Origin of the sequence: Pseudoalteromonas caenipelagi (genome assembly GCF_013140855.1) — a bacterium.
In the GTDB taxonomy this organism is placed as follows: Bacteria; Pseudomonadota; Gammaproteobacteria; order Enterobacterales; family Alteromonadaceae; genus Pseudoalteromonas; species Pseudoalteromonas caenipelagi.
In genome coordinates, this window is sequence record NZ_JABBPG010000001.1 from 72,359 (window position 1) to 99,170 (window position 26,812).

A 26,812-nucleotide genomic window follows, 5' to 3' on the forward strand; every position below is an offset into this window, starting at 1 on the left:
GTATCGACCAATTTAGAGGTTGAAATAACAAGCTGAAGCATCAACAGTTTGGTTGGTTTATCTTAATTACAATAATTTAGGCACTCGTTGTCGCTGTAACTAACATAAACCCATCTTATATCACTCTGTTTAAAACGCTGTACTGCGTTATTTGCATTATTTCTGGTTTGCGCGAGATGTTTATAAGCTATTGTTTTGTAACACTTAAGATGTAAATGCGGTAATGCTAATTTAGGCGTTTTGGTTATAACAACTTGAAATGTGGCTCAGACGCATGTCAGTTGCTACATTTTAAAATTTTTGCAACTGCACTACTTACTGTTTCATACCTAGGTCATAAAACGAATACAGGCACTCTAAATGTGTTCTATATATGTGGCTTGTGTTGTATCACGATGAAAAGCAAGAGGATATCATGGGTAATAACCACGATAAGTACAGTATTGATAATACCGATTACACGGTTGGACAAGATAATGTTCAAAAGTGGGGATTTGATGTACACAACCCCGTATTCGGTGTTAGTGCGGGATTAATTTTGGCGTTTTTAGTTGCGATTTTACTTGTTGACTCCGAAGTTGCTAAATCCACTTTAGATGGTATCAAATGGGACATTATTGGTACCTTCGACGCGTTGTTTATGTGGTCGGGCAATTTGTTTGTGGTTTTTTGCCTTGCTCTGGTGGTGTCTCCGTTTGGTAAGATTCGCCTGGGGGGAGCAAATGCTAAACCTAGCTATTCTCGAGTGTCATGGTTAGCGATGTTATTTGCTGCAGGCATGGGTATTGGCCTGATGTTTTGGGGGGTTGCAGAGCCCGTTGCTTATTATACAGGCTGGTACGAAACGCCGCTGAACGTGACCGCAAATACTCCAGAAGCTGCGAAAATGGCGATGGGGGCAACCATGTATCATTGGGGTTTACACCCTTGGGCTATTTACGCGGTCGTGGCGCTGTCATTAGCATTTTTTGCTTACAATAAAGGTTTACCCCTATCTATTCGTTCGATTTTCTACCCTATTTTAGGTGATCGCGCTTGGGGGTGGCCTGGTCATATTATTGATATTCTGGCGGTGTTAGCGACTTTGTTCGGCTTGGCAACATCGCTAGGTTTAGGTGCTCAGCAAGCAGGTGCTGGTATTGAACATGTATTCGGAGTTGAAGCAGGACTAGGGCTGCAAATTGGCATAATTATCGGGGTGACTGCGCTGGCAATTATCTCAGTTGTACGCGGTATTGATGGTGGTGTTAAGGTACTTAGTAATACTAATATGGTTATCGCTCTAGTGTTGCTTGTGTTTGTCGGTGCGGTTGGCTTTGCCATTGTGCTAGGAAACATCCCAACCACATTGCTGGCTTATGTTGAAAATATCATCCCATTGAGCAACCCACATGGTCGTGAAGATGAAGCTTGGTTTCAAGGCTGGACGGTATTTTATTGGGCATGGTGGATTTCATGGTCACCATTTGTAGGAATGTTCATTGCGCGCGTGTCAGAAGGGCGCACAATTCGTGAATTTATTACCGCTGTGTTGCTTATTCCAACACTTGTTACGGTCGTTTGGATGTCAATTTACGGTGGAATTGCCATTGACCAGGTAAAAAATGGGGTTGGTGCACTGGGTACTGAAGGGCTAACCAAAGTACCGTTAGCGATGTTCCAAATGTTTGATAGCTTGCCTATGAGTAATGTTTTATCTGTAATCGCCATAATCTTAGTCTTGGTATTTTTCATCACTTCGTCAGACTCGGGCTCTCTTGTGATTGATAGTATTACAGCTGGCGGCAAAATTGATGCGCCAATACCTCAGCGTATTTTTTGGGCGAGTACGGAAGGGGCTATTGCGGCTGCGTTGCTTTGGATTGGTGGTACTGAAGCGATTGAAGCGTTACAAGCTGGTGCGATTTCTACCGGTTTGCCGTTTACTTTTGTACTGCTATTAATGTGCATTAGCTTAATTTTAGGACTACGAACGGAGCCTAAAAACAGCTACTGACAGATTAGTTTAGGATAATTAGAAAGGCGAAAGACGAGATTAACTAGGAAGACGACAGTACCCAAGCGTACATATGTCGTCTTCCTGATGAAGATTTGGAGCTGTTAAGCTAATTGCCTTAACATCTGATCTCGCTTTTTTAGCAGATTTAAACTAACCCCAAATATCTTTAATCATGGTTTTTGGGTTTAAGTAATATTGCGATTGCGCTTGTAGCAGTTCGGCTGTTGCCAATGCATCAGACAAGGCGTGATGAGGCTGATAATATGGCAAGCCATAACGCTTTCTGCAATCAGCTAGGCGTATAGAAGGAATTGGCTTACGACAGATCCAGTCTAGCCAAGAGCGGTGCTTATCAATAGCACGTTTTTCTATCACCATCGTGTCGATGACAGGAAACTCGATACCCTCACCCAATCTTGACATCAACGCCGCATGAAAAAACTTTTTTTCAACAAACTGATAATGCACCACGATGATTTTGCCTCTTAATGCAGACAATATTTCGTCTAAAACGTCACTTAAATCTGGCGCCATTGCAATTTGTGAGTGGGTTATCCTGTGTAAGATAACGGACTCCTCACTGAGCATACAATTAGGTTTAACTAACCAATGCTTGGCTTGCGCACAGCGGATCCGCTTAAGGTCAAATGGCACAACGCCAACACTGACGATATCATCTTTAGCTGGGTCTAAGCCTGTTGTCTCAAAGTCTAGCGCGACGAAGTCGGTGCTTTCCAAGGAGGCAAATGGGTCAGGAACGCCTTGTTGGTAAAAGTTTTTCAGTCGAGGGTCTTTTGTAACCTCGGCAAGTCGCTTAAAACGGCTTTGCCACGATATAATTTTACCCTGCATAATTCATTGCACTGCGTAGGTACATCAATGCCACCTTTATTTCATTTTTGCTTTGTTTTGATATCTAAACTTCAAAAAGCTTTGTGCTTTGTCTAATACACCAAAGGCTTCTTTTAGGTTTCTTTGTTCGAACTCAGATAAAGTTTCGGGTGGCAAACTGTTATCGGGCTTTTCGCCATGCTCAATTTGCCAAGATTGATGCTTGATACGCATTATTGCAATATATTCTAGCGCTGCTTCTAGGTCTTGTACCTTACCCTTGGGTAAAATATTGGCTTCGTTGATGTCTTCTAAGCGTTCAAAAGAGTTTTGCTTTCTAGACCCAACCGCTAAAGCGTGCACGCGTACTAAATCTGAAAGGGGGGCTGTGCCGCGGCGTTTAATGTTCATCGAGCGCTTATGTGCACCATCTTGCTCAAGCACAAAGCCGTTAAAGAACCCCAAAGGGGGGGTTCTTCTTAGTGCATTATGAGCCATAGCGGCCAAGAAGTTAGGTGTGTTTTGGGCTTTTTTACTGATAAAGGCGGTGAGTTTTTCTGCCCATTTTATTTCTCCCCAAACCCCTTCCAAATCGAAAAATATTGAACTGTTCAATAGAGCCTCTGGTTTTGGGTTTTCTATCCAGTCGTTAAACTGGGCTTGCCATTGTTCTAGGGTGAGTCGCCAAGCTGGATTGCTCGCCATGATACCGCCGTCACAATATTTATAGCCACAGTTTGCAAGCCCATCACAGACAAATTTGGCAAGCTGTTCAAAGTAAGCGCCATGTTCATTTGCTTGGTAACAATTGTCTAATATCAGGGCATTGTCTTGATCAGTCACAATTAGTTGCTCATCACGGGCCATTGAGCCTAAGGCGATAAAGCAGTACGGAATTGGGGGCGGACCAAGTTTGGCTTCAGCAAGCTCTAACAGTTTATGTTTAAATGTTTTACCAATGATAGACATCGCCGAGCCTATCATATGCGAATTAGCATCTTCGTTGACCATGCGAGTAAAAATTGTGCTCAGTTGCGTTGAATAGCGTGCTAAATCGTCAACACTTTTTTGCTCCATGAGACCTTGTACAAACAGCAAGCTGCTTTGCGATTCATAGCGTAAAATATCAGACAATGTGAGCATACCTATAGGCTTACGTTTATGCACTATCGGCAAATGATGTACATTGTCTCTTAACATCAGCATCATTGCTTCAAACACGTATGCATTAGAGTCAATGATCAGCACATCAGTCGTCATAATGTCGGCGATGGGGGTATCGTAGGGTAAGCCCTGCGCGACTACTTTAGTGCGTAAATCTCGGTCGCTCACTAACCCAACAACTTGCGCATCATCTTCTTCTGGGTCTTCCATTATCGGTTTTGCTGGGTCAAATATGAGTAGTGATGACACTTGCTCTTCGGCCATAACTTTTGCAGCTTGTTGTACAGTATTGTTTTGATCAACATATACAACGTCCCTTAAGATAAGTTTAGTGACCTTTGCTGTGGTCAAATCATTATTGTCGGCATTTTCGGAGACAGTCATTTTTAAACGGGTGTTGTCGTCAGCCTCAAAGTAGTCTGCAAAAAACTCAAATTCATGACAGTATTCGTCAAAGATATCTACAGGAATACAATAAACTAAGGTATCTTCGAGTGTTTTTGCGCCAAAACGTACTTGTCGGTTCATCAACAAGCCGCGGTGTCCAAAAATACCGCCGGTAGAAATACGGTGATACAGCTCTCCGGAACGACGGAATAACTCAACGGCACCAGAGCGTATAACGTATAAAAAAGTAATTTGCTGACCGTACTCAAATATTTCGCTGTTTTCGCGGTAGTAACTTACTTCAACGTGACTGGCAAGTTTATTTAACCACTTTACTGGTAAATCACAAAACGGTGGGTAAGCTTCTAAAAAGTTGGCAATTTCCTGATGTTCAACTTCCATGATTTGCCTTTATATAAAACGGTCATTTACCCTATTGTGGGAGAGAGCAAGGCAATTTGCAATGCTGCGCTTACAACTGGAGCAATCAGGTAATGTCACTGGCGACTAAATTAAAAAGGCACAAACGAGCGAGTGAGCGAATTACACACTCGCTTTTACTGTTAAAAGTGTGATGCGTGAAAGCGCAAGTGTTCATCTATGAAGCTACTGATGAAAAAGTAACTGTGATCGTATCCTTCGCGCATGTTAAAGGTAAGCGGATAGTTGATATGTTCAGCCGCTTTTTGCAGATGCCATGGCTGTAACTGTTCATCTAAAAAGCCGTCTGCATCACCTTGATCTATTAAAATAGGTATTGGCTGCTCAAATTCGTTGGTAGACATAAGCGCAGTTGCGTCATATTTCTGCCAAGTTTTAGTATCAATTCCTAAATAACCTGTGAACGCCTTGATACCCCAGGGGCATTGTTGAGGATGCACAATTGGGCTAAACGCAGATATACTGGAGTACTGTTCTATATTGCGCAAACCAATCGTTAGTGCCCCATGGCCGCCCATAGAGTGACCACTGATCGCCTGCTGTTGTGTTACAGGAAAGTGACTTTTGATGAGCTGTGGCAGTTCAGTAACCACATAGTCATACATTTGATAATGTTTATCAAATGGCGGCATGGTTGCATTAAGATAAAATCCTGCACCTAAGCCAAAATCATAATCGCCTTTGGGATCATCAGGTACGTTATCGCCTCGAGGGCTTGTATCTGGCGCTACAATGGCAATACCTAATTCATTGGCAACTTTAAAAGCACCGGCCTTTTGCATAAAGTTTTCATCGGTACAGGTCAGACCCGATAACCAGTAGAGCACCGGTACTTTTTGTCCCGTATTGGTAATTTCAGGTAAAAAAACCGCAAAGGTCATATCACATTGAGTAGTTGTGCTAGCATGGCGATAGCGCTTATGCCAGCCGCCAACTACTTTATTGCTGGCGACAAGTTCCATAAAAGCCTCTTATTTATAGTGAACAACCGAGCGAATACTCTTACCTTGATGCATTAGCTCAAATGCCTCATTAATATCTTCAAGGGCCATGGTATGGGTGATGAAGTCATCTAATTTGAATTCGCCAGCCATATAGCGTTCAACAATTTCAGGTAGCTCCGAACGACCTTTTACGCCGCCAAAAGCACTGCCACGCCATACACGACCAGTTACTAACTGAAATGGGCGAGTAGATATTTCTTGGCCTGCACCAGCAACCCCTATAATCACAGATTCTCCCCAACCTTTATGGCAGCATTCAAGTGCAGAGCGCATAACATCAACATTACCAATACACTCAAAAGAGAAATCAACACCGCCATCGGTCATCTCTACAATCACTTCTTGAATTGGTTTGTCATAATTCTTAGGATTGATAACATCAGTGGCGCCAAGCTTAGTTGCTAAAGCAAACTTGCTTTCGTTAATGTCGATACCTATGATGCGCTTTGCGCCTGCCATGGTAGCGCCAATAATTGCGGATAAACCAATACCACCTAGTCCAAAAATGGCGACCGTATCACCTGGTTGTACTTTTGCGGTATTCATTACTGCGCCCATACCGGTTGTAACGCCACATCCTAATAAACAAATCTCTTCAAGTGGTGCTTGTGGATTTACCTTAGCTAAAGAAATTTCTGGTAACACGGTATACTCAGAGAATGTTGAGGTGCCCATGTAGTGATAGATAGGTTTTCCATCTTTATAAAAGCGAGTGGTACCGTCCGGCATAAGCCCTTTACCTTGGGTTTCACGGATCTTTTGACACAGGTTGGTTTTTCCTGACTTACAGAATTTGCACTCGCCGCACTCTGGTGTGTAAAGCGGAATGACGTGGTCGCCAACAGCCACGCTAGTTACGCCTTCACCAACGGCTTCCACGATGCCAGCACCTTCATGGCCTAAAATAGCAGGGAATACTCCTTCAGGGTCTTCACCTGAGAGCGTGAACGCATCGGTATGACACACGCCAGTAGCGGTTATCTTAACAAGTACTTCACCTGCTTTTGGCATCATGACGTCGACTTCTTCAATACTTAAAGGTTGTCCTGGCCCCCAAGCGATAGCTGCTTTTGATTTTATAAATTCTGACATGGTTGTTTCTCATTGTTATTAATACAAGATGGGTAAAGTATAATTACTTTCTAATTTTTGATAATATCAAAATATCTAAAACACTTTTACGTATTTGTAATAATGGACAGATGGACTGGTATTGATGAGTTTGTTGCTGTAGCAACGTTGGGATCATTTACTCAAGCAGCTAAGCAACTGGGCACGTCAGTTGCTCAGGTGAGTCGACGAGTCAAAGAGCTAGAACAGCAATTGAATCATCAGCTCTTAACGCGCACCACACGGACATTAACACTCACGCAAGAGGGCAAAGTATTCTTAACTCATGCAAGACACCTACAGCATGCATACCATGATGCGCAATTAGCACTTCGACAACGTGATCAGCAACCTTCAGGGGTACTAAAACTGACGGCGCCGGTGATGTTTGGGGAGCGTTACATTATGCCCATTGTTCACGACTTTATGCGTAAATACCCTAAAGTCAGCGTTGAAATGCTACTAAGTAATGAACAATTAGATATCGTCTCGATGGGTATTGATGTGGCTATTCGTTTGGGCCATTTAAAGGACTCATCGCTTAAAGCGCGAAAGCTATCCACTAGAAATACGCTGGTATGTGCATCACCCACTTACATTACTAATTACGGCCAGCCATATAGTTTAAATGAGTTGTCAGCACATAACTGCTTAATTGGAAACAGTCGCACATGGCGGTTTTTAGATGCGACTAGAGAGCGAAATATCAGTGTTCATGGTAATTTAATATGCAACAGTGGTTGGGCATTGTTAGATGCGGCGTGCAAAGGACTCGGGCTAGTTCAATTGCCACATTACTACGTTCAAACCGCTCTACAACAACAGAAGCTAGTGGAGGTCTTACCTAATTTTCGGCCAGAGCCGGAAGGGGTCTGGGCACTTTATCCGCCCAGACAATATTTACCTACCAGTTTGCGCCTGCTGCTTGATCATTTGGTAGCGCAGTTTGCTCAACAGAATTCATAGCACACAGGGCCGATTTAAGTGCTGCTTCTCGGCTCTCACAAAACGCGTTGCCACCTAATCGCTCGTTAATATTGAAGCGATGTAGCTGGTCACTGGTTTCAGGATTTGGTGAATAAATAAATACATCGCAATTAACATCAAGTGCGTCAATAATCGCATTCTCTAGCGCTAGGCTTACCGTAACATCGAGCATTGCTACATCGCTTAAATCTAAAACCATTGCTTTATACTTAGCAATATCTCGGTGTTGGCGAGCAATTGCTTTTGATACACTGAAGATCATTGGACCAGAGAGGTAAAAATAGAGCAATTGACCGTTAGCTTGATTAAATAGCGCTCGCTCAGTATCACTCATTGGTACGTCGTCATCACTATCACTGATGGCTTTAACTTGCTCAGCTTGCACTCGGCTCAAACGTTCTATCACTATGATGTTAGAAATAAATACACCCAGACCAACGGCAACCATCAAATCAACAAACACCGTCAGCAGCATAACGCCATACATAATAGCCATTTGCATCAAGCTGAGTTTGTGTGCGCGCTGGATAAAGCTCCAGTCTAAAATATTAAACCCTACATACACTGCAATCCCAGCAAGCACAGCCATTGGAATTGGCTCAGTCAATCCGCCGGCTACAAAGACAACCGCCATCAAGATAAGTGCACGAGTGATCCCCGCCGCAGGAGAGCGTGCTCCTACTTGAATATTAACTACAGTGCCCATGGTTGCGCCTGCTCCAGGTAGTGCACCGAATAAGCCTGATATCATGTTAGCAATGCCCTGGCCACGCAACTCTTTATCAGAATTATGCTCAGTACGCGTTAAGCTATCGCCAATAACGGCAGTTAATAAGGTATCAATACAGCCTAAAGTGCCCAATATGAGTGCATCAATCACCATTTCTGTAAATACCTCGGCTCCAAAGGTTGGCCAAACAATATCGGGCAAGCCACTGGGTATTTCGCCTATTCGACGAATGCTATCAGTATCAAAAAAGATAATAGAAAATAAAGTAATGGCTACAAGTGCAACTAACTGTGCGGGTACATATTGGCGATATTTTTGTGGTAAATAGAAAAGAATGCCGAGTGTTAGAATACCGAGTAGGAGTTCAGAAAAGTGTAGGTTCATTACAAGATCAGGTAGTGCAGACAAGGTGCCGACAACACCACCCGCAGGCGCTTTATGGCCCAATAAAGGTGCAATTTGCAAAATAATTAATATCACACCGATACCAGACATGAACCCAGATATCACACTGTATGGCATTAATGTTACGTATTTCCCTAATTTTAGCGTACCAAGCAAAACTTGAAATGCGCCTGCCATCATCACAACAGTAAATGCCATGGCCATGCCAGTTTCAGGGTATTTTGCCATCATGGAGGTCAACACTGCGGTCATAATAACCGTCATCGGACCTGTTGGTTCAGAAATCAGAGAGGTGGAGCCGCCGAATAGAGCAGCGAAAAGGCCTACGAGAATTGCACCCCACATACCGGCTTCAGCACCGGCTCCAGAGGCAACACCAAAGGCGAGTGCGAGCGGAAGAGAAATGATAGCAGTAGTCACCCCTCCAAATAAATCGCCCTTTAAATTCATGTGCTTAAATCGTGATAAAGACAACATAAAACTTCCATGCCGCGAGTTTGACCGCATTTTACACGAAAAATCTAATTTAACTATCGGATATTCAATATTTTTTTACAATTTGCAGCGTACCCAAGCAGTACCGCTTTATGGTAGTATTCGCTGCATTAATATTTAAAAATAATCAAAATTAAATATGTTTCAGCCAGTTAGCCTATTTGTCGGCTTAAGATATGCCAAAGCTGCCAAAGGTAACGCCTTTATTTCATTTATCTCTTTTTTTTCTATTGCAGGTATCGCTCTAGGTTTGATGTCTTTGATCACGGTCAGCTCGGTAATGAACGGCTTTGAACAATCTCTCAAAACGGCAATGCTCGACTTGATACCCCATGTCCAGCTCAAACAATCCTCTAGGTCTGATAGCAGCGCACAATTAATAAAACAATTAACAAGCAGTGAGCAAGTAAAGCGCATCCAACCTTATTTAACTTCCGATGTGATTTTACAAACAAATAAAGAATTAGTTGGCGTTAGATTGCAAGGGATATTCAAAGGATTTAGTAATCCGGTAGAACGGCACATTTATAGTGGCTCAAGTGACCGATTAGCACAAAGCAAATATCAGCTTATGATTAGCCGCTATTTGTCGAGTAAACTGGGGGTTGGAGTTGGGGATGAGGTGCGCGTTATTATGCCCGACATTTCGAGTTATACGCCGTTGGGTAGAGTGCCCATGCAACGGCTTTTCTCTATCGCGGCGGTTTACGACTCAAATAGTGAAGCGGATACATCGCTGGCGTTTGCCGACGGCAAGAGTTTAGCAAGGCTGATGCGCCGTGCGGACAGTTCAACATATGACCTCAGTATAACTTTGCACGATGCTTTTTCTCTCAATGATTTCTATGCGGCCTATCCACAGCTAAAAAGCGAGTTTGAAGTGGATGATTGGCAATCACAACAGGGCACTTTATTCGCAGCGGTCGCCATGGAAAAACGCATCATGTCACTGCTTTTAGGGCTTATCGTCATCGTTGCGATATTTAACATATTATCGGCATTATCAATGATGGTGAGCGAAAAGCAAGGAGAGGTAGCCATTTTACAAACTTTAGGCTTTACGCCACAAATGATCGGCAGAGTATTCATGGTGCAAGGCTTATATAACGGGCTAGTGGGAACTGTGATTGGCGTGCTGCTGGGAATTGTTGTTGCCAATTATATCAATGAAATTCTCGCATTTAGTGGTTTGTCATTACTTGGCGGGGCACGTTTACCCGTGGTTTTTTCTCCATCAGGGTTAGTGATAATGGCATTAGTAAGTGTTTTTATGAGTTTTATAGCAACGTTATATCCGGCAAAGAAAGCGGCGAATGTGCTACCTGCAGAGGTATTAAGGTATGAGTAATTTAGTCATTGATTGTCAAAAGCTAGGCAAGTCTTATCAAGATGGCAAAGCCCAAATAGAAGTTCTAAAAGGGGTAAATTTACAGGTTCAACAGGGAGAAATGTTAGCCATCGTGGGAAGTTCGGGTTCCGGTAAAAGTACGTTATTACATATTCTAGGGACTCTTGATACAGCCTCATCTGGCAAAGTGAGCATTAAAGGTGTTGAAGTTGGTAAGTTGTCTCGTGCAAAACAAGCCGAATTTAGAAATCAAAACATGGGCTTTATCTATCAGTTTCACCACTTATTGATGGAATTTACCGCACTAGAGAATGTTGCAATGCCGCTATTAATAAGGGGGGTAAGCGCTAAGGAAGCAGAGCCAGAGGCGCTTGCAATGTTAGAGAAAGTGGGATTACAAAATCGCGCATCTCATAAGCCATCGGAATTATCCGGTGGTGAGCGACAGCGTGTCGCAATTGCAAGGGCGCTAGTTACTAAACCTGCTTTAGTACTTGCTGATGAACCAACGGGGAATTTGGATAAGCATAACGCCATACGTATCTATGAATTATTAGCGCAACTGAATAAGCAGCTAAATACCAGTTTTGTGGTGGTAACGCACGATTTAGAGCTGGCAGCAAAGCTTGGCCGCAGTGTTCAGCTTGATGACGGCGTATTAGCAGAGGTTAGTCATGCTTAGTGCGTTTTTGAGTAAGCGGTTTCGTCATGCCAAACACAAAACGGGTATTGTAAGCTTACTAAGTAAGGCTTCTACTTTAGGTGTTATGCTCGGTGTAACCGTTTTGATTATTGCATTGTCTGTTATTAACGGCTTTGAGCAACAACTCGAGGAGCGCCTTCTGTCAGTGGTTCCTCATGTTAGTTATCAATCGCCTTATGATCCAATCAATGACTGGCATGAAAAAGTCGAAACGCTAAAAGAACACCCACATATTATTGCTGCAACACCTGAAATTAACTTAACCGCTATGGTGCAGTTTAAAGGCAAACTCAAAGCCACTCAGTTAAAAGGTGTTGTGCCTAGGCTTCACCAGACAGTGTCAGGCGTTGGCAATTACGTACAAGGGAAGGGCGTTGCTCAACTTGAATTAAATGAGATCATCATAGGGAAGAAAATTGCAAAGTCCTTGGGTGTGAATGTCGGAGATAAAGTTACCGTTCTTGTTGCAAATCAGCATTCAGAACAACCACTAGCTGCGCCAAAACGCATTACCTTGCAGCTTGTTGGCGTTATAAATATGGGGGGGCCAATAGATGAATCGCTCGCTTTGACCCATTTAGAAACACTACAAAATACATTGGGTCTTGATAAGGGACAGGTTACCGGGTTAAGGGCAAAAGTCGATAATATTTTTAATGCGCATGATATTGCAATGAGTGCTGGACAAACTCTTTCTGATCTCGTTTATGTCAGCAGTTGGTTTAGAACACAAGGAAGCCTTTACCAAGATATTCAAATGGTTAGGACTATCGTGTTTTTAGTCGTTTTTCTTATTATTGCTGTCGCAAGTTTTAACATCGTTTCTTCAATGGTGATGGAAGTCAAAGATAAGCAAGCTGATATTGCTATTTTAAAAACGATGGGGGCAAAAGATAGCACTATTTTTGCGACGTTTGCACTTCAGGGCATTACCTACGCTGTGATTGGTGCTTTTATTGGTACTGTTGTTGGGGTATTACTTGCTATCAACTTACCAAATTTATTTAATGCCCTGTTTGCTGAGGCGGGCAGTAACCCCCTTGCGGGCGTATATTTTGTAGAATTTTTGCCCTCAAAACTGATTTGGTCAGATATTTTTATCACGCTAGCGGTGACTTTATTACTGGCTGTTAGTGCCAGCGTTTATCCAGCTTGGCAAGCAACAAAAACTGACCCAGCACAAGTACTTGGCAACACTTAATCTATAGTACAGCGTAGCTTTTGTGAGATAATATGCCATCACATAGGATGGATGCTTTTAGTTAAGGGCTTGCAAGGGCGCTATCAAAACCGTACATTACTGGCATTAAAACAAGCTTAACAAAGAAGTAGAACATGAGCGAACAACAGCAATTAACACCTCAACAACGAGAAGAATTAGAGAAGCAGTGGCAAAGAGAATGCTTCCAAAATGCACAAAAATATCTAGCTGAACAAGGCATTATTCCAAGCACGGTATTTGATAAAGAGAGTCGTTTTTTAGCACCTCTTTGTGCTATTTGGAAAATGAAATCACAGTCTGGCAAAATCTATTGGGTGGTAACTGGTCGTTTACCAACAGATCATATGGATATAAGCGGTGCAGCCACAGCCAGAGAAGCACTCAAGCATTTTTCATATCGCTGGCAGCTTAAAGCTGATGAAATAGTTGCCGCGGGCGTACGTGATGAAACTCAAGCTAAGTTCGCAAACTTACTGGTAAATAGAGCCCACGGCCTCTATGAAATTGCAGAAAAAGATGAACTATGGGTCAATGAAGCATCGTAAATGGCTCAGTTCTAAATGCGGAGATAGGGCACCTAAGCTTTTGCCTTGGGATCCCTGCTTCCATAAATACGCAACCCTGTTTTAAAAAGCCATTTTCTACAAAGTTAGGCACCTCATCTAAGATACAGTTTACGTAAATATTATCTAACCCTTTGTCACTGGCTAGTAATACTAAGTAATTCAGAAGTGATGTGTAAGCATCGCGGTTTCGATGAGATTGAATAACGGCGATACGGCTTATTAAACCGTCAGGACTTAGCCTTCCCGTACCAACAGGTTCATCGTCGTCGTTGCAAATAATAACGTGATCTGACTCTGCATCTAAAGCGTCAAATTCAACCTCCTTGGGTATGTGTAATTCATAAACAAAAACGCGCTCACGGATTTGCTTTAATTGCGCTTTTTTATGAAGCCAACTGACCTTGTCAACATGGTAACTCATGATTCCTCCACCTAATACTTAGCGTATTTGCGCAGGTTCCCAAGTCTTTAAGTGCATATTTTTGCGCCAATTTTATCATTGTACAATGGGTGTACAATGATAAAAAATAAACCTAAAGTTACTTGGCAACGGTCACAGTTTGAGCGCCCAATGTTGGCTTACTCAAACTCATCGCCTTCTTGTAAGTAATACGTTCCCTCACTAATCAGTTTAGTAAAGGTTTTCATAAGTTCCACACAATTTAATTCATTTTTAATTTGTGCGACTGTAAAACTATTTGTATCAGTTAGCAGCTGCACACCAGCTAATGATGATAAGGGTAAATGGTAAGTTTCACCATTGACACTAAGCAATATTTGCTCAGGTTGTATTTGATAAACACTGCGAACCCCCCCGGCTCGCAAAACTAACTCTGCAGATTCTAGGTACTCAAAGAGCGCTTCGCAATCTAATGGTTCTTCGAGCGGTGCAAGATCCATATCGTGCTTTGGTTGGCTAATCATTGTACCGAACCAATGCTTGAATTTAGATCTGTCCTTGAGCAGCTCCGTCATTAATTTTTGGACGGTATCAATTTCGTCATCACTGATTAGTCCTATTGATTCTGGTTCGATTAAAAGAGGGTCACTGTAACGTGTGTTACCAAGTTCATTATCGATAAGATAGTCTGCAAAGCTGGAAATTAAGTCTTTTTGATCTGGTGCTCTAAAACCGACTGAATAATTAATTGAATTTTCAACGGCATACCCCTCGTGAGGGCAACCTGGAGGAATGTAAAGTATATCGCCAGGCTCTAGAACCGCATCGATGAGCGCTTCAAACTGCTCAACTTGAAGCAAACTTTTATTTTGAGCAAACTGTTTTAATGATGGATTGGGCATACCGACCCGCCAGTGACGCTTGCCTTGGCCTTGAATAATGAACACATCATACTGATCTAAATGTGGGCCAACACCACCATTTGGTGTGGAGTAGCTTATCATTAAGTCATCAATGCGCCAGTTAGGAATGAAACGAAACGGCTCTATTAATTGCGATGCATCTGGGTGCCAGTGGTCTACGGCCTGAACGAGCAGGGTGCTATTTGTATCAGTTAACAAAGAAAAGTCTTCAAAAGGACCGTGATAAGCTTGCCAATCATCATTATGATTTGTGATAAGGCGAGATTCTATGGCCTCTTCCATCGCTAAACCAGCTAGCTCTTCAGGTTCAATAGGGTCAACAAAATTACTAAATCCACCTTTAATTAATAGTGGTTTTTTCTGCCAGTACTGCGCCAAAAATTGCGCAATAGTTAAATCATTAATGGTTAGCTGATACATAAATTTTCCATAAAAAAAGCGAAAGATTTTACTCTTTCGCTTTATAACTTAATTTTGTTCGAAGTTATACAAGCTCGTCGATGAAAGCTTCTGCACGGCCAATGTAATTAGCTGGAGTCATTTGCTTCATTTGTGCTTTTACATCTTCTGGTAGTTCTAGACCGTCGATAAAGTCTGCCATGATAACTTGATTTACTCGCTTACCTCGGGTTAGCTCTTTTAGCTTCTCATATGGTTTTTCAATGCCATATTTACGCATAACCGTTTGAATTGGCTCTGCAAGTAGCTCCCAGTTTTGGTCAAGTTCTTCAAGTAACTTATCTGCATTTACTTCAAGTTTGCTTACGCCTTTTAGGGTTGCTTGATAAGCAATTAGGGCATAACCCATACCAACACCTAAGTTACGTAGAACGGTTGAATCGGTCAGGTCGCGTTGCCAGCGAGAAACAGGTAGCTTTTGTGCCAAATGTGCAAAGATGGCATTAGCAAGACCTAAATTACCTTCTGAGTTTTCGAAGTCAATCGGGTTTACTTTATGCGGCATCGTTGATGAACCGATTTCGCCAGCGACTGTTTTTTGCTTGAAGTGATTTAGCGCAATATAGCCCCAAACGTCACGGTCAAAATCAAGCAAAATGGTGTTGAATCGAGCGATTGCGTCAAATAGCTCTGCAATATAGTCGTGAGGTTCGATTTGCGTCGTAAATGCGTTCCAAGTCAAGCCTAAACTTGTAACAAACTGCTCAGCGTGTGCATGCCAATCGTAATCAGGGTAAGCGCTTAGGTGCGCGTTGTAGTTACCAACGGCACCGTTGATTTTACCTAGAATTTGCACGTTTGCGATTTGCTCACGCTGGCGTTGTAAGCGGATATAAACGTTAGCAAATTCTTTACCCATAGTAGATGGAGATGCAGGTTGGCCGTGAGTACGTGTCATCATAGCAACTGAGCGATATTCAATTGCCTTTTCTTTGATAGCTGCAAGCAGCTTGTCGCAGTATGGTAATAAAACTTCATCTCTTGCTTCTGTTAACATTAAACCATGAGATAAGTTATTAATGTCTTCGGAAGTACATGCAAAGTGAATAAATTCATTGATTGCGTTTAGTTCGGCGTTATCAGCAACCTTTTCTTTTAGAAGGTACTCAACAGCTTTCACATCGTGGTTAGTGGTACGCTCAATTTCTTTTACTCGCGCAGCATCTGCTTCACTGAAGTTATCTACGATGCTATCTAGCAACGCATTTGCTTGTTCACTGAAAGCAGGTACTTCAGCAATGCCTTGTGCCTTCGCCAGTGCTTGTAGCCAACGCACTTCTACAGTCACTCGGTACTTTACTAAGCCAAACTCACTGAATATGCCACGTAATTCGGTAGTTTTGCTACCATAGCGACCATCCACTGGAGAGATAGCGGTTAACGCTGAAAGCTCCATAATTACTCCTAAAATAATTGGTTTTGAACGATATTTTTAAACTCTTTTTTGCACTTCGGCGATAATTTTCTTTTTACCAAAGAAGAACTGACGGCGTTTTCCACCGAGTTGACGCCAAAGTACGGCACTACGAATACCCGCAAGTAATAGTGCTCTAATTTTTTGCTGAGTGGCACTTTGTTTGAGCAACTCAGGTTCTCCGAAGACTTGAATTTTTTGACCTAATGGGCTGATTACTTCGCTATAAATATCTGCCAAAGCTGCAATTATGGTACTGTCTGTGATGTCAAAGTGCTGCAGTTGGCGCTCTACGTCTTTTAGTCGTTTAGCTAACTCGTCAAGCGCACTTTTATTACTCATCAAAGCACGTTCAAGTTGCATTAAACTGCCTATATATTTGACCATTTCAACGTCTTTATCGCCTTGAGGTGACAATTGAGACAATAAAATACGGTAGCCCGATTTTAAAGCGAACGGATCAGAGTAGACATCTTCAGGCTTATCAGGAGTTAGGTTTACAATGCTGCGTAAAAAGCTTTCGGTTTCACGTTCGTTAAACTGCCCATACTTAGCTGTTTTTTGTACTAACTTTGTGATTTGGCACATTGCTGCCAAGGGCATCACATAATTTGCTGACATTACTTAATCACCGAATCAATAATACCGCCGCCTAAACACACCTCATCTGCGTAAAATACCGCTGATTGGCCTGGTGTTACCGCTTTTTGAGGTTCATCAAATAGCACCCGAGCCATGCCATCTTCACCAACTAGCAAAGTACAAGGAATATCGGTTTGACGATAGCGTGTTTTAACCGTGCAACGAGTAGTGCCTTTAGGGCCTTGTCTGTCAACCCAATGCAACTGGTTTGCATTCAAGCCATTACTGAATAGGCGAGGGTGCTCACTGCCTTGGCCAACAATAAGTACATTTCGCTCGATGTCTTTGTCAACCACATACCAAGGCTCGCCATTACCTTCTTTCATTCCACCGATAAGAAGACCTTTACGCTGACCAAGTGTGTGATACATCAAGCCTTCATGGTCGCCAACGACATGGCCATCTGTATCTTCAATTTTTCCTGGTTGCGCAGGTAAAAATTTTTGTAAGAAGTCTTTAAACTTGCGCTCGCCGATAAAGCAAATACCTGTACTGTCTTTCTTATCATGGGTAATTAGGTCTTGTTCCTCTGCAATACGGCGTACTTCAGGTTTAGCAATATCACCCACAGGGAAAAGAGTTTGTGCGATATGCTCATGACTCAATGTGTACAAAAAGTAACTTTGGTCTTTATTGTCATCAAGGCCGCGGCACATGACAAACTTGCCATCACGTTCTTCGCGGCGAACATAGTGACCAGTTGCAATATAGTCGGCGCCAAGTGCCTGCGCTGCAAATTCTAAGAAGGCTTTGAACTTGATCTCTTTGTTACACATGATATCTGGATTAGGCGTGCGTCCAGCTTTGTATTCTGCAAGAAAATATTCGAATACGTTGTCCCAGTACTCTGCCGCAAAGTTTACTGTATGTAGCTCAATACCAAGCTTATCGCAGACGGCTTGTGCGTCTTTTAAATCTTCAGCAGCAGCACAATATTCATCATTATCATCTTCTTCCCAGTTCTTCATGAACAGGCCTTCAACTTGATAGCCTTGCTCTTTTAATAAGTATGCAGAAACTGAAGAATCTACACCGCCGGACATGCCAACGATGACTTTAATGTGACTATTATCGCTCATAATGTTTGCTGTAAATTTACCTGATTTGGAAAGGCCGTGATTATAGCATGCAAAAGCCCTATGCTAAAAGCTGATAAGGCATTCATTGCTTGGCAAGTACTTTATATTCGCCGTTTTTTAGCCCGTCTAATGTATATTTGCCAATTTTTGCTCGGACCAAACGCAAAGTAGGGTGCCCTACATGTGCTGTCATTCTCCTGACTTGACGGTTTTTTCCTTCGCTAATCGTTATACTTAACCATGTTGTGGGGATATTGGCTCGCTCTCTTATTGGCGGTGTTCTAGGCCAAATATCTGGTTCGGCCATGATCTCAACTTTAGCTGGACGAGTAAGGCCATCTTTTAACTCAACCCCATCACATAACGCTTTAATCGCTTCTTGAGATGGCACTCCTTCGACTTGGACCCAGTAGGTTTTGTGCGAATTTTTACTTGGATCTGTAAGCTGATGTTGTAGCTTCCCACAATTGGTCAGTAATAAGAGTCCCTCACTGTCTCTATCTAAACGTCCTGCAGCATACACATCTTTTTCTTTTATAAAGTCGGCAAGTGTTTTGCGGTTTTGATCATCTGTAAACTGGCATAAAACATCAAAAGGTTTATTGAATAGCACTATTTTTACCTGTTCGGGCGGGAGTGCAGGCTTAATTGTTCTTGTTTTCGCGAATTTATTCGTGCGTTTTGCTTTGTTAAATAGCGATTTTTTTTGGGGACTTTTGTTCATCTTCTCACCAGATAGTCACAACGAGATAGATTGTAACATTGCTAAACCCTGAACCACAAAGCTTTGTCTTATCGTTTGTTTTTACGTGACAACTTCACGTTATATTACTAAGTTAAGTATAACGAGGCTGAAAAACTCAACTGGATATTATGATAAAAACGCGAGTGGTCTATTTTGTTAGCGCTATTGGTGTACTTACTATGATGCCATGTCGTGGTCAGGATGAACTTTTTACCCTGACATTAGAAGAATTACAAAATGTGCCTATTTCTGTAGCTACGAAAACAGATATACAACTTAAATATGCGCCATCAACAGTCAGTTACTTTTCAGCGCAGCAGATAAAGTTGCTTGGTATTGAAACTCTGAGCGAACTTTTTGCTCATATACCCGGTTTTTATTCCATGTATAACTCAGTGGATGGAAACCAGTCTTATCTTATTGCGCGTGGTCACCCACAAAAATATGCAAACACCTTGTTGGTTCTAATGAATGGTCAGCGCTTAAACGAAGACTACACTGGCGGCATTAATTATATTGACCGATTTGTGAGTTTACATAACGTAGAGAAAGTTGAAGTGATAAGGGGTCCCAGCTCAACGTTATATGGTTCAAATGCTTTTCATGGTGTCATAAATATAATTACCAAAGTTGATAATTACTTGGCGCTTTCGGTTGGTTCGTTTGCTAAAAAAGAATTCAACGGTGGTATTGTACGTCAATTCGATGACCTTAAGCTTGGCATGGATGTTCATTGGTATGAAGATAATGGAGACACGCTTGACAATGTGTTTGATAGGTTTGCTCTGCAAGAGTCAACCAACGATGAGCATGCGTCAAAACAGCTAGAGCTGTTGGCATCGTATAAAGGATTCACTTTTAGAAATCACTATTTTAACTCTACTCGAAATAACCATTACCTGTTTAGGCGCCTGCGAGACGGAACTAACAAGGTAGATACTAAACATTGGTTATCACGATTAGAATATGAAGCCCGGGGGCAAGATGTTTGGAACCTTAACGTCGGCGTAGAATATTCAAAAGCGAAACGAAAATCTCTCTCTGCATTAGAGCTTAAAGGGACTGGCCCATTTGAACAGGGCGACTTTTTATTTGGTGAGAACTTTACACACGATTCATATCGAGTAAATGCGGATTATAGTGTTCAAATTGCAGACTCTCACAGGCTTTCAGTTGGAACGGAAGTTGTTCACTCTCAAGTGCCTGGCGGATATTTGCGTAGTAATTACGATATATTTGGTGAGCTTGACTTTTTCGGTGAAGTTATTGAGTTAACACAGCCAAATCAGCGCATTGTACAAGATAAAAAGCGTAAAATCAGGATGGTGTATGGTCAGTTAGAGTCTAACTGGAGTGAGCATTGGCGTTCGACTTTTGGGTTGCGACGAGATGGTTATAATGATGTCGATGATAAAACAAACCCTAGAATGACGGTTATTTATACACCAAGCCAAACACATATCTTCAAGTTGATATATGGAGAGGCATACAGAGTGCCTTCATTAGGAGACTTGTACGATGAAGAAAGTGGGCTTACTGTTGGTAATAGTCAGCTCAAGCCAACTACTTTAGAATCGCTAGAAATAGTTTATCAATACGTAAACCAAGTCTTCACATTTAGCACCAGTTTTTATCGCAATAATATTAGCGATTTGATCGACTTTCGCGTTGAGGAAGACAACGTTTTCTTAGGTAATATTGCTGATAATAAAACAGAGGGGCTAGAGCTTGAGTGGCGCGCTAGGCTTTTTCCAAACTTCGAATTAAAAGGCTTTATCACTCATTTATTTAATAATAAAACAACTATCGAGCAGGGCCAAACAACATCTCCATCTGACAAATTGGTGCCAAAAACATATGCGATGACCTCATTGCTTTATTCACCATCGCAATATTGGAGTATGTCGCTTTCAATGAGTAGCCGAAGCAGTGTTGACACATTAACCGATAAAGATTCAAACAAAATACTCTCAGGAACCGTTAATTATCAAATGAGCAGTAATTCTACATTGACCTTAAATGTAAATAACTTACTAGATAAAACGTACAGTACGGCATCTATAATTCCGTTTGGTGAAAAAGCGGGTAAGCCGTTTGGCGAGTATAGAGCGAGGGGAAGAGACATTAAACTGTCATATAGATATCAATTCTAAACATTGCTATCTATAAATAAAAAAGCCTGCAAAAGCAGGCTTTTTTGATTCTTTACTTTTAGTATTAAACTAATTTAGCCAAGATTTGATTAAATGTATTACTTGGACGCATAGCAGCAAATGCAAGCTCGTCGTTAGGCTGATAATAGCCACCAACATCCATGGCGTTGCCCTGTGCACCGTTTAATTCATCCACAATTGTCTGCTCTTGAGCTTCTAAGTCACGTGCAATATCAGTGAATTGAGATTGCAGCTGTGTATCTGCTGTTTGTGCTGCAAGTGCTTGAGCCCAGTACAGAGAAAGGTAGAAATGACTACCACGGTTATCTAGCTCATTGACTTTACGTGATGGAGATTTGTTTTCATCTAAGAACTTGCCTGTAGCTTGGTCGAGCGTATCAGCAAGCACTTGTGCTTTAGCGTTACCAGTTACTTGACTTAAGTGTTCAAGAGAAGCCGCTAGAGCCAAGAATTCTCCTAAAGAATCCCAACGCAAGTGGTTTTCTTTTTCAAATTGTTGTACGTGCTTAGGTGCTGAACCACCGGCGCCAGTTTCGAATAAGCCACCGCCATTCATAAGTGGTACGATTGAAAGCATCTTCGCACTTGTGCCAAGCTCAAGAATAGGGAACAAATCAGTTAGGTAGTCACGTAATACATTACCTGTTACTGAGATTGTGTCTTTGCCATCTTTCATACGCTCTAGTGAATACAGAGTTGCTTCAACAGGCGCTTTGATGAGGATCTCTAATCCGTCGGTATCGTGCTCTGGAAGGTATGCATTTACTTTTTTGATTAGCTCGGCATCGTGAGCACGTTTCTCATCTAACCAAAATACAGCAGGAACACCAGTTGCACGTGCGCGATTAACCGCAAGCTTTACCCAATCTTTGATAGGTGCGTCTTTAACCTGACACATACGCCAGATATCGCCTTGCTCAACATCATGAGATAACAACACGTTGCCGTTGTTGCTATCAACGACACGGATTGTGCCATCAGCAGGCGCTTCAAACGTTTTGTCGTGTGAACCATATTCTTCCGCTTTTTGTGCCATTAAGCCTACGTTTGGAACAGTACCCATAGTACGAGGGTCAAATGCGCCGTTCTTTTTGCAGAAGTCGATAGTTGCTTGATATACACCTGAGTAACAACGATCAGGGATCACAAAGCTAGTATCTTGTTGTTTGCCTTGCGCATTCCACATTTGGCCGCTAGTACGAATAGCTGCGGGCATTGATGCATCGATGATCACGTCGCTTGGTACATGCAGGTTAGTGATACCACGGTCCGAATCTACCATAGCGATTGCTGGGCTTGACTCGTATACTGCTGCGATGTCAGCTTCAACTTCTTGACGTTTAGCGTCATCTAACTGCTGAATTTTAGAGTAAACATCACCTAGACCGTTATTTACATCAACACCTAACTCAGCGAATAGCTCAGCATGTTTAGTGAATACATCTTTGTAGAACACTTTTACAGCATGACCGAAGATAATAGGGTCTGATACCTTCATCATTGTCGCTTTCATGTGCAGTGAGAAAAGTACACCTTTGTCTTTTGCTGAGGCAATTTCTGCAGCTAAAAACTCTTGTAGCGCAGATACGCTCATACAAGATGCGTCAATAATCTCACCAGCTAATAAAGGTGTGCTTGCTTTTAGTACTGTTACATCACCGTTTTTAGCTACGTGTTCAATACGTACGTCGGTTGCTTGCTCAACCGTTGTTGATTGCTCAGACCCGAAAAAGTCACCTTCGTTCATACTGGCAACATAAGATTTTGAGTCGCTAGCCCAAGCACCCATTGAATGAGGGTTCTTGCGCGCATATGCTTTAACTGATGTTGGAGCACGACGGTCAGAGTTACCTTCACGAAGTACAGGGTTTACTGCACTGCCTTTGATTTTGTCGTAAGTCGCTTTAATAGCTGCTTCTTTATCGTCTTTTGGCTCAGCAGGGTAGTCAGGTAAGGCATAACCTTTTTCTTGTAACTCTTTAATTGTGGCGCGTAACTGAGGAACAGAAGCACTAATGTTTGGTAGCTTGATGATGTTAGCTTCTGGGGTTTTAGCTAATTCACCCAACTCTGCAAGTGCATCGCCAATACGCTGCTCTTCAGTTAAAAACTCAGGAAAGTTAGCGATGATACGTCCCGCAAGAGAAATATCTCGAGTTTCAACTTCTACGCCAGCGGCATTGGTGTATGCTTGAATGATCGGTAGCAATGAATAGGTGGCTAACGCCGGAGCTTCATCGGTTTTTGTATAAATAATTTTTGATGTCATCATCATTCCTAGATTTTGTGGCTTTTACAGCCATTCAACAATGCAAAGGGAATGCTATGTTGCCTAAGGCAACAGGTTATAGCAAGTTTGTTAGATATTTTTACTCAAAGGGTAAATAAATATATCTAACCTACCTGACGACAACGAGCGGTATTGTAGCAAGCATTATATCTGAGGGCTAATTAGAAATTTTAAAGGGGAAGAGATAAAAATTATAAGAAATATGAAGCGAGCAACAAATGCAACCCGCTTCCGATAGCCAAAACTACAATCACGTCACGCCATTTCTTCATCGCGAGGGGCGATGTTAGTAGCGTGCAGACCTTTCGGCCCCTCTTGTAGCTCGAATGTTACATCCTGACCAGCTTTAAGCGTTTTGTATCCATCCATTACAATCGTTGAGTAATGGGCAAAGATATCTTCCTCACTGCCGTCTTCTACGATGAAACCAAACCCTTTGGCATTGTTGAACCATTTGACTTTTCCGCAAGCCATACTTCTACATCCTTCTATAAGTTGACTAATTTAGTTAATCTAAACTTTATAATTTGCTAGACTGCCCATAGATTAAGCAATCTATAACGACTGTAGTTTAAATAAGCAGTCAGTCAAGTTTTTTAACGTTTTTTTTAACATTTTATTTATTTTATAATTCAAGTTTGCTTGAGTTACCAAGACAAGACTATATTTATTATGAGTGGGACGAAAGATTCAGGTGTGATAGACACGGTACGTGAAAGTGCAAAGCAAAAGCTGAGCCCTCCACGTAAGTACAAAGTCATTATAAACAACGACGATTACACGCCAATGGAGTTTGTAATTGAAGTTTTAATGACATTTTTTAATATGGATAGCGAAAGAGCAACTGAAGTGATGCTGAAAGTGCATCATGAGGGAAAAGCTGTATGTGGTATATATCCTGCAGATATTGCCCACACCAAGGCTGAGCAGGTCAATCGTTACGCTCGCGACCATGAGCACCCGTTGCTATGTAGTTGTGAGCAAGAATAACCTTTTTAATTCTCGTTTGGGGGTTGCCAATGCTAAATAAAGACTTAGAAGTTACCTTAAACGCCGCTTTTCGTGAGGCACGTACACGCCGCCACGAATTCATGACAGTAGAGCATTTGTTATTGGCGCTAATCGATAACCCTTCAGCAGGAGAGGCGTTGGGCGCCTGCGGGGTTGATATAGAAAATTTAAAACGTGAATTGTCAGAGTTCATTGATGAGACAACTCCCGTAATTCCAGATCTGGAGGAAGATAGAGAAACTCAACCTACTTTGGGCTTTCAACGTGTTTTACAGCGTGCTGTTTTTCATGTGCAATCGTCAGGTAGAAGCGAAGTAACAGGAGTAAACGTACTTGTAGCAATTTTTTCGGAGCAAGAGAGCCAAGCAGTTTATCTTCTTAAAAAGAGTGATATTAGTCGTTTGGATATTGTTAACTTTATCTCCCACGGTATCTCGAAAGTTGACGAAGAATCAGACCATGATGATCATGAAGATATTCATGATGATACAAGTGAAGTTCAAACTGATGACAAAACTAAATTGGAGAGTTTCACAACCAACCTAAATGCATTAGCACAGGCAGGTCAAGTCGACCCGTTAGTTGGGCGAGACGATGAAGTTGAGCGTACCGTTCAAGTATTGTGTCGACGTAAGAAAAACAACCCACTATTGGTGGGTGAAGCAGGGGTAGGTAAAACTGCAATTGCTGAAGGGTTGGCTTATCGCATCATCAACAAACAAGTGCCTGAAGTAATAGAAGATGCGGTTGTTTATTCGCTTGATATGGGGGCGCTACTTGCTGGTACAAAATATCGAGGAGATTTTGAAAAACGCTTTAAATCGCTTCTAAAAGAGCTTCAAGCAAAGCCACAAGCAATTTTGTTTATTGATGAAATTCATACCATTATTGGGGCTGGCGCTGCATCTGGCGGCGTGATGGATGCGTCAAATTTAATTAAACCACTGTTATCAAGCGGCCAACTACGCTGTATGGGTTCTACTACATACACTGAATTTAAAAATATTTTTGAGAAAGACCGCGCATTAGTTCGACGCTTTCAAAAAATTGACGTGGTTGAGCCTAGTGTTGCCGATACAACAAAAATTCTTTATGGCCTTAAAGAGCGTTATGAAGAACATCACGGTATCCGTTACACACAAAAAGCATTGCGCGCAGCGGCGGAGTTAAGTGCAAAATATATCAATGAACGTCATTTGCCTGATAAAGCAATTGATGTTATTGACGAAGCAGGTGCAAATCAACGATTGCAGCCTATCTCGCGACGCAAGAAAACCATTGGCGTGTCTGACATCGAAATGATCGTGTCGAAGATTGCTAGAATACCTCAGCAAAGCGTTTCGAATAGTGATAAAGAAACGTTGAAAAACTTAGACCGTAATCTAAAAATGTTAGTGTTTGGTCAGGATCAATCGATAGATGCATTAACGTCAGCAATTCGCTTGTCGCGTTCAGGTCTGGCCAATGAAGATAAACCGATAGGGTCATTCTTATTTGCAGGTCCTACCGGTGTTGGTAAAACTGAAGTCACTAAGCAGCTAGCTAAGTGTATGGGCGTGGAGTTTATTCGTTTTGACATGTCTGAGTACTCAGAACGACATGCAGTTAGCCGCCTTATAGGTGCACCTCCTGGGTATGTTGGCTTCGAGCAAGGCGGTTTATTAACTGATGCAGTTATTAAACATCCACACTCGGTTGTGCTTTTAGATGAGATTGAAAAAGCACATCCAGATATTTACAACATTCTTCTTCAGGTTATGGATCACGGCACATTAACTGATAACAATGGGCGAAAAGCCGATTTCAGAAATGTCGTTGTTGTAATGACAACCAACGCAGGTGTTCAAGAGACCATACGCAAGTCTATTGGTTTCCAAGATCAAGACCATTCACATGATGCGATGGTTGAGATCAACAAAGTGTTTACGCCTGAATTTAGAAATAGACTAGACAACATTATTTGGTTTAACCATCTTGAAAAAGAGGTTATTTTGCAAGTAGTTGATAAGTTTGTTGTTGAGTTGCAAGCACAGCTTGATAAAAAATCGGTTAGCCTTGAGCTTACCTCAGCTGCAAGAGAGTGGCTGGCAGAACTTGGTTATGATAAAGCGATGGGAGCACGTCCTATGGCTAGAGTTATCCAAGACAAGCTTAAAAAGCCACTGGCAAACGAAATCTTGTTTGGTAAGTTAAGTGAAGGAGGCAATGTTAAAGTGGGTGTTAAATCTGGAGAGTTAGACTTTAGATATGAGTCAACTTTGGTGTCTGCTTGATATTTGTAGT

Annotated in this window: 21 protein-coding genes and 1 pseudogene; 9 read left to right on the top strand and 13 right to left on the bottom strand. The window is 42.0% G+C overall.

What is annotated here, in order from left to right:
* Positions 1 to 415: 415 nt before the first annotated feature.
* The gene (locus tag HG263_RS00340; RefSeq protein ID WP_171624882.1) at positions 416 to 1,996 is read left to right on the top strand and encodes a BCCT family transporter; all 1,581 of its coding nucleotides are present in this window, start codon (positions 416 to 418) and stop codon (positions 1,994 to 1,996) included.
* A gap of 153 nt (positions 1,997 to 2,149) precedes the next feature.
* On the opposite strand, the gene HG263_RS00345 is transcribed toward HG263_RS00340, so the two are convergent.
* The 4 genes from HG263_RS00345 to HG263_RS00360 all read right to left on the bottom strand — a co-directional run bounded on the left by HG263_RS00345 (position 2,150) and on the right by HG263_RS00360 (position 6,918).
* Complete coding sequence (locus tag HG263_RS00345) at positions 2,150 to 2,851, bottom strand: 3'-5' exonuclease (protein ID WP_171624106.1); 702 nt, start codon at positions 2,849 to 2,851, stop codon at positions 2,150 to 2,152.
* A gap of 36 nt (positions 2,852 to 2,887) precedes the next feature.
* Positions 2,888 to 4,783 carry a DUF294 nucleotidyltransferase-like domain-containing protein gene (locus HG263_RS00350; protein WP_171624107.1) on the bottom strand — a complete coding sequence of 632 codons (1,896 nt, stop codon included), beginning with the start codon at positions 4,781 to 4,783 and terminating at the stop codon, positions 2,888 to 2,890.
* Positions 4,784 to 4,944: 161 nt separating this feature from the next.
* Positions 4,945 to 5,784: an S-formylglutathione hydrolase gene (gene fghA, locus HG263_RS00355; RefSeq protein ID WP_171624108.1), complete on the bottom strand. Its 840-nt coding sequence runs from the start codon at positions 5,782 to 5,784 to the stop codon at positions 4,945 to 4,947.
* Positions 5,785 to 5,793: 9 nt separating this feature from the next.
* The gene (locus HG263_RS00360; RefSeq protein WP_216628321.1) at positions 5,794 to 6,918 is read right to left on the bottom strand and encodes an S-(hydroxymethyl)glutathione dehydrogenase/class III alcohol dehydrogenase; all 1,125 of its coding nucleotides are present in this window, start codon (positions 6,916 to 6,918) and stop codon (positions 5,794 to 5,796) included.
* A 102-nt stretch (positions 6,919 to 7,020) separates the two neighbouring features.
* Between HG263_RS00360 and HG263_RS00365 the strand changes: the two genes are divergently transcribed.
* Entirely contained in the window at positions 7,021 to 7,902 is an 882-nt protein-coding gene (locus HG263_RS00365) for a LysR substrate-binding domain-containing protein (RefSeq protein WP_171624109.1), read from the top strand.
* On the opposite strand, the gene HG263_RS00370 is transcribed toward HG263_RS00365, so the two are convergent.
* The gene (locus tag HG263_RS00370; RefSeq protein WP_171624110.1) at positions 7,841 to 9,535 is read right to left on the bottom strand and encodes a SulP family inorganic anion transporter; all 1,695 of its coding nucleotides are present in this window, start codon (positions 9,533 to 9,535) and stop codon (positions 7,841 to 7,843) included. The genes HG263_RS00365 and HG263_RS00370 overlap by 62 nt on opposite strands.
* Before the next feature lie 157 nt (positions 9,536 to 9,692).
* Between HG263_RS00370 and HG263_RS00375 the strand changes: the two genes are divergently transcribed.
* From HG263_RS00375 to HG263_RS00390, 4 genes are all read left to right on the top strand, one after another.
* On the top strand, positions 9,693 to 10,901 hold the full coding sequence (locus HG263_RS00375; RefSeq protein WP_171624111.1) for a lipoprotein-releasing ABC transporter permease subunit: 1,209 nt from the start codon (positions 9,693 to 9,695) through the stop codon (positions 10,899 to 10,901).
* Entirely contained in the window at positions 10,894 to 11,583 is a 690-nt protein-coding gene (gene lolD / locus HG263_RS00380) for a lipoprotein-releasing ABC transporter ATP-binding protein LolD (RefSeq protein WP_171624112.1), read from the top strand. The genes HG263_RS00375 and lolD overlap by 8 nt, the downstream gene beginning before the upstream one ends.
* Entirely contained in the window at positions 11,576 to 12,805 is a 1,230-nt protein-coding gene (locus HG263_RS00385) for a lipoprotein-releasing ABC transporter permease subunit (RefSeq protein ID WP_171624113.1), read from the top strand. The genes lolD and HG263_RS00385 overlap by 8 nt, the downstream gene beginning before the upstream one ends.
* Before the next feature lie 134 nt (positions 12,806 to 12,939).
* The gene (locus HG263_RS00390; protein WP_171624114.1) at positions 12,940 to 13,371 is read left to right on the top strand and encodes a DUF4826 family protein; all 432 of its coding nucleotides are present in this window, start codon (positions 12,940 to 12,942) and stop codon (positions 13,369 to 13,371) included.
* On the opposite strand, the gene HG263_RS00395 is transcribed toward HG263_RS00390, so the two are convergent.
* The 6 genes and pseudogenes from HG263_RS00395 to HG263_RS00420 form a co-directional block, all read right to left on the bottom strand.
* The gene (locus HG263_RS00395; RefSeq protein WP_171624115.1) at positions 13,355 to 13,813 is read right to left on the bottom strand and encodes a GNAT family N-acetyltransferase; all 459 of its coding nucleotides are present in this window, start codon (positions 13,811 to 13,813) and stop codon (positions 13,355 to 13,357) included. The two genes, HG263_RS00390 and HG263_RS00395, sit on opposite strands and share 17 nt — an antisense overlap.
* Before the next feature lie 158 nt (positions 13,814 to 13,971).
* Positions 13,972 to 15,135 carry a cupin domain-containing protein gene (locus HG263_RS00400; RefSeq protein WP_171624116.1) on the bottom strand — a complete coding sequence of 388 codons (1,164 nt, stop codon included), beginning with the start codon at positions 15,133 to 15,135 and terminating at the stop codon, positions 13,972 to 13,974.
* A 64-nt stretch (positions 15,136 to 15,199) separates the two neighbouring features.
* On the bottom strand, positions 15,200 to 16,570 hold the full coding sequence (gene purB, locus HG263_RS00405) for an adenylosuccinate lyase (protein WP_171624117.1): 1,371 nt from the start codon (positions 16,568 to 16,570) through the stop codon (positions 15,200 to 15,202).
* A gap of 36 nt (positions 16,571 to 16,606) precedes the next feature.
* A complete protein-coding gene (hflD, locus tag HG263_RS00410) occupies positions 16,607 to 17,209 on the bottom strand; it encodes a high frequency lysogenization protein HflD (RefSeq protein WP_171624118.1) in 603 nt (200 codons plus the stop codon).
* A pseudogene (gene mnmA, locus HG263_RS00415) lies at positions 17,209 to 18,315 on the bottom strand (tRNA 2-thiouridine(34) synthase MnmA); the annotation flags it as partial. The gene hflD and the pseudogene mnmA, both read right to left, overlap by 1 nt.
* A 76-nt stretch (positions 18,316 to 18,391) precedes the next feature.
* On the bottom strand, positions 18,392 to 19,033 hold the full coding sequence (locus HG263_RS00420) for a pseudouridine synthase (protein WP_171624120.1): 642 nt from the start codon (positions 19,031 to 19,033) through the stop codon (positions 18,392 to 18,394).
* Positions 19,034 to 19,182: 149 nt separating this feature from the next.
* Here HG263_RS00420 and HG263_RS00425 point away from each other — a divergent pair, with 149 nt between their 5' ends.
* Positions 19,183 to 21,207, top strand: a complete 2,025-nt coding sequence (locus HG263_RS00425) for a TonB-dependent receptor plug domain-containing protein (RefSeq protein ID WP_171624121.1) — start codon at positions 19,183 to 19,185, stop codon at positions 21,205 to 21,207.
* A 64-nt stretch (positions 21,208 to 21,271) separates the two neighbouring features.
* Here HG263_RS00425 and HG263_RS00430 read toward each other — a convergent pair whose 3' ends face one another.
* Together HG263_RS00430 and cspD are read right to left on the bottom strand one after the other, a co-directional pair.
* On the bottom strand, positions 21,272 to 23,497 hold the full coding sequence (locus HG263_RS00430; RefSeq protein WP_171624122.1) for an NADP-dependent isocitrate dehydrogenase: 2,226 nt from the start codon (positions 23,495 to 23,497) through the stop codon (positions 21,272 to 21,274).
* A 276-nt stretch (positions 23,498 to 23,773) separates the two neighbouring features.
* Complete coding sequence (cspD, locus tag HG263_RS00435; protein ID WP_152085782.1) at positions 23,774 to 23,992, bottom strand: cold shock domain-containing protein CspD; 219 nt, start codon at positions 23,990 to 23,992, stop codon at positions 23,774 to 23,776.
* A gap of 198 nt (positions 23,993 to 24,190) precedes the next feature.
* On the opposite strand from cspD, the gene clpS reads away from it, so the two are divergent.
* On the top strand, positions 24,191 to 24,508 hold the full coding sequence (clpS, locus tag HG263_RS00440; RefSeq protein WP_171624123.1) for an ATP-dependent Clp protease adapter ClpS: 318 nt from the start codon (positions 24,191 to 24,193) through the stop codon (positions 24,506 to 24,508).
* A 29-nt stretch (positions 24,509 to 24,537) separates the two neighbouring features.
* Positions 24,538 to 26,802 (top strand): ATP-dependent Clp protease ATP-binding subunit ClpA, encoded by a 2,265-nt coding sequence (gene clpA, locus HG263_RS00445; protein WP_171624124.1) that lies wholly within the window; start codon positions 24,538 to 24,540, stop codon positions 26,800 to 26,802.
* Positions 26,803 to 26,812: the final 10 nt, after the last annotated feature.

Coding starts and splice junctions, on each gene's coding strand:
- HG263_RS00340 (WP_171624882.1), top strand. CDS start 416: ATGGGTAATAACCACGATAAGTACAGTATTGATAATACCGATTACACG.
- HG263_RS00345 (WP_171624106.1), bottom strand. CDS start 2,851: ATGCAGGGTAAAATTATATCGTGGCAAAGCCGTTTTAAGCGACTTGCC.
- HG263_RS00350 (WP_171624107.1), bottom strand. CDS start 4,783: ATGGAAGTTGAACATCAGGAAATTGCCAACTTTTTAGAAGCTTACCCA.
- fghA (WP_171624108.1), bottom strand. CDS start 5,784: ATGGAACTTGTCGCCAGCAATAAAGTAGTTGGCGGCTGGCATAAGCGC.
- HG263_RS00360 (WP_216628321.1), bottom strand. CDS start 6,918: ATGTCAGAATTTATAAAATCAAAAGCAGCTATCGCTTGGGGGCCAGGA.
- HG263_RS00365 (WP_171624109.1), top strand. CDS start 7,021: ATGGACAGATGGACTGGTATTGATGAGTTTGTTGCTGTAGCAACGTTG.
- HG263_RS00370 (WP_171624110.1), bottom strand. CDS start 9,535: ATGTTGTCTTTATCACGATTTAAGCACATGAATTTAAAGGGCGATTTA.
- HG263_RS00375 (WP_171624111.1), top strand. CDS start 9,693: ATGTTTCAGCCAGTTAGCCTATTTGTCGGCTTAAGATATGCCAAAGCT.
- lolD (WP_171624112.1), top strand. CDS start 10,894: ATGAGTAATTTAGTCATTGATTGTCAAAAGCTAGGCAAGTCTTATCAA.
- HG263_RS00385 (WP_171624113.1), top strand. CDS start 11,576: ATGCTTAGTGCGTTTTTGAGTAAGCGGTTTCGTCATGCCAAACACAAA.
- HG263_RS00390 (WP_171624114.1), top strand. CDS start 12,940: ATGAGCGAACAACAGCAATTAACACCTCAACAACGAGAAGAATTAGAG.
- HG263_RS00395 (WP_171624115.1), bottom strand. CDS start 13,813: ATGAGTTACCATGTTGACAAGGTCAGTTGGCTTCATAAAAAAGCGCAA.
- HG263_RS00400 (WP_171624116.1), bottom strand. CDS start 15,135: ATGTATCAGCTAACCATTAATGATTTAACTATTGCGCAATTTTTGGCG.
- purB (WP_171624117.1), bottom strand. CDS start 16,570: ATGGAGCTTTCAGCGTTAACCGCTATCTCTCCAGTGGATGGTCGCTAT.
- hflD (WP_171624118.1), bottom strand. CDS start 17,209: ATGTCAGCAAATTATGTGATGCCCTTGGCAGCAATGTGCCAAATCACA.
- HG263_RS00420 (WP_171624120.1), bottom strand. CDS start 19,033: ATGAACAAAAGTCCCCAAAAAAAATCGCTATTTAACAAAGCAAAACGC.
- HG263_RS00425 (WP_171624121.1), top strand. CDS start 19,183: ATGATAAAAACGCGAGTGGTCTATTTTGTTAGCGCTATTGGTGTACTT.
- HG263_RS00430 (WP_171624122.1), bottom strand. CDS start 23,497: ATGACATCAAAAATTATTTATACAAAAACCGATGAAGCTCCGGCGTTA.
- cspD (WP_152085782.1), bottom strand. CDS start 23,992: ATGGCTTGCGGAAAAGTCAAATGGTTCAACAATGCCAAAGGGTTTGGT.
- clpS (WP_171624123.1), top strand. CDS start 24,191: ATGAGTGGGACGAAAGATTCAGGTGTGATAGACACGGTACGTGAAAGT.
- clpA (WP_171624124.1), top strand. CDS start 24,538: ATGCTAAATAAAGACTTAGAAGTTACCTTAAACGCCGCTTTTCGTGAG.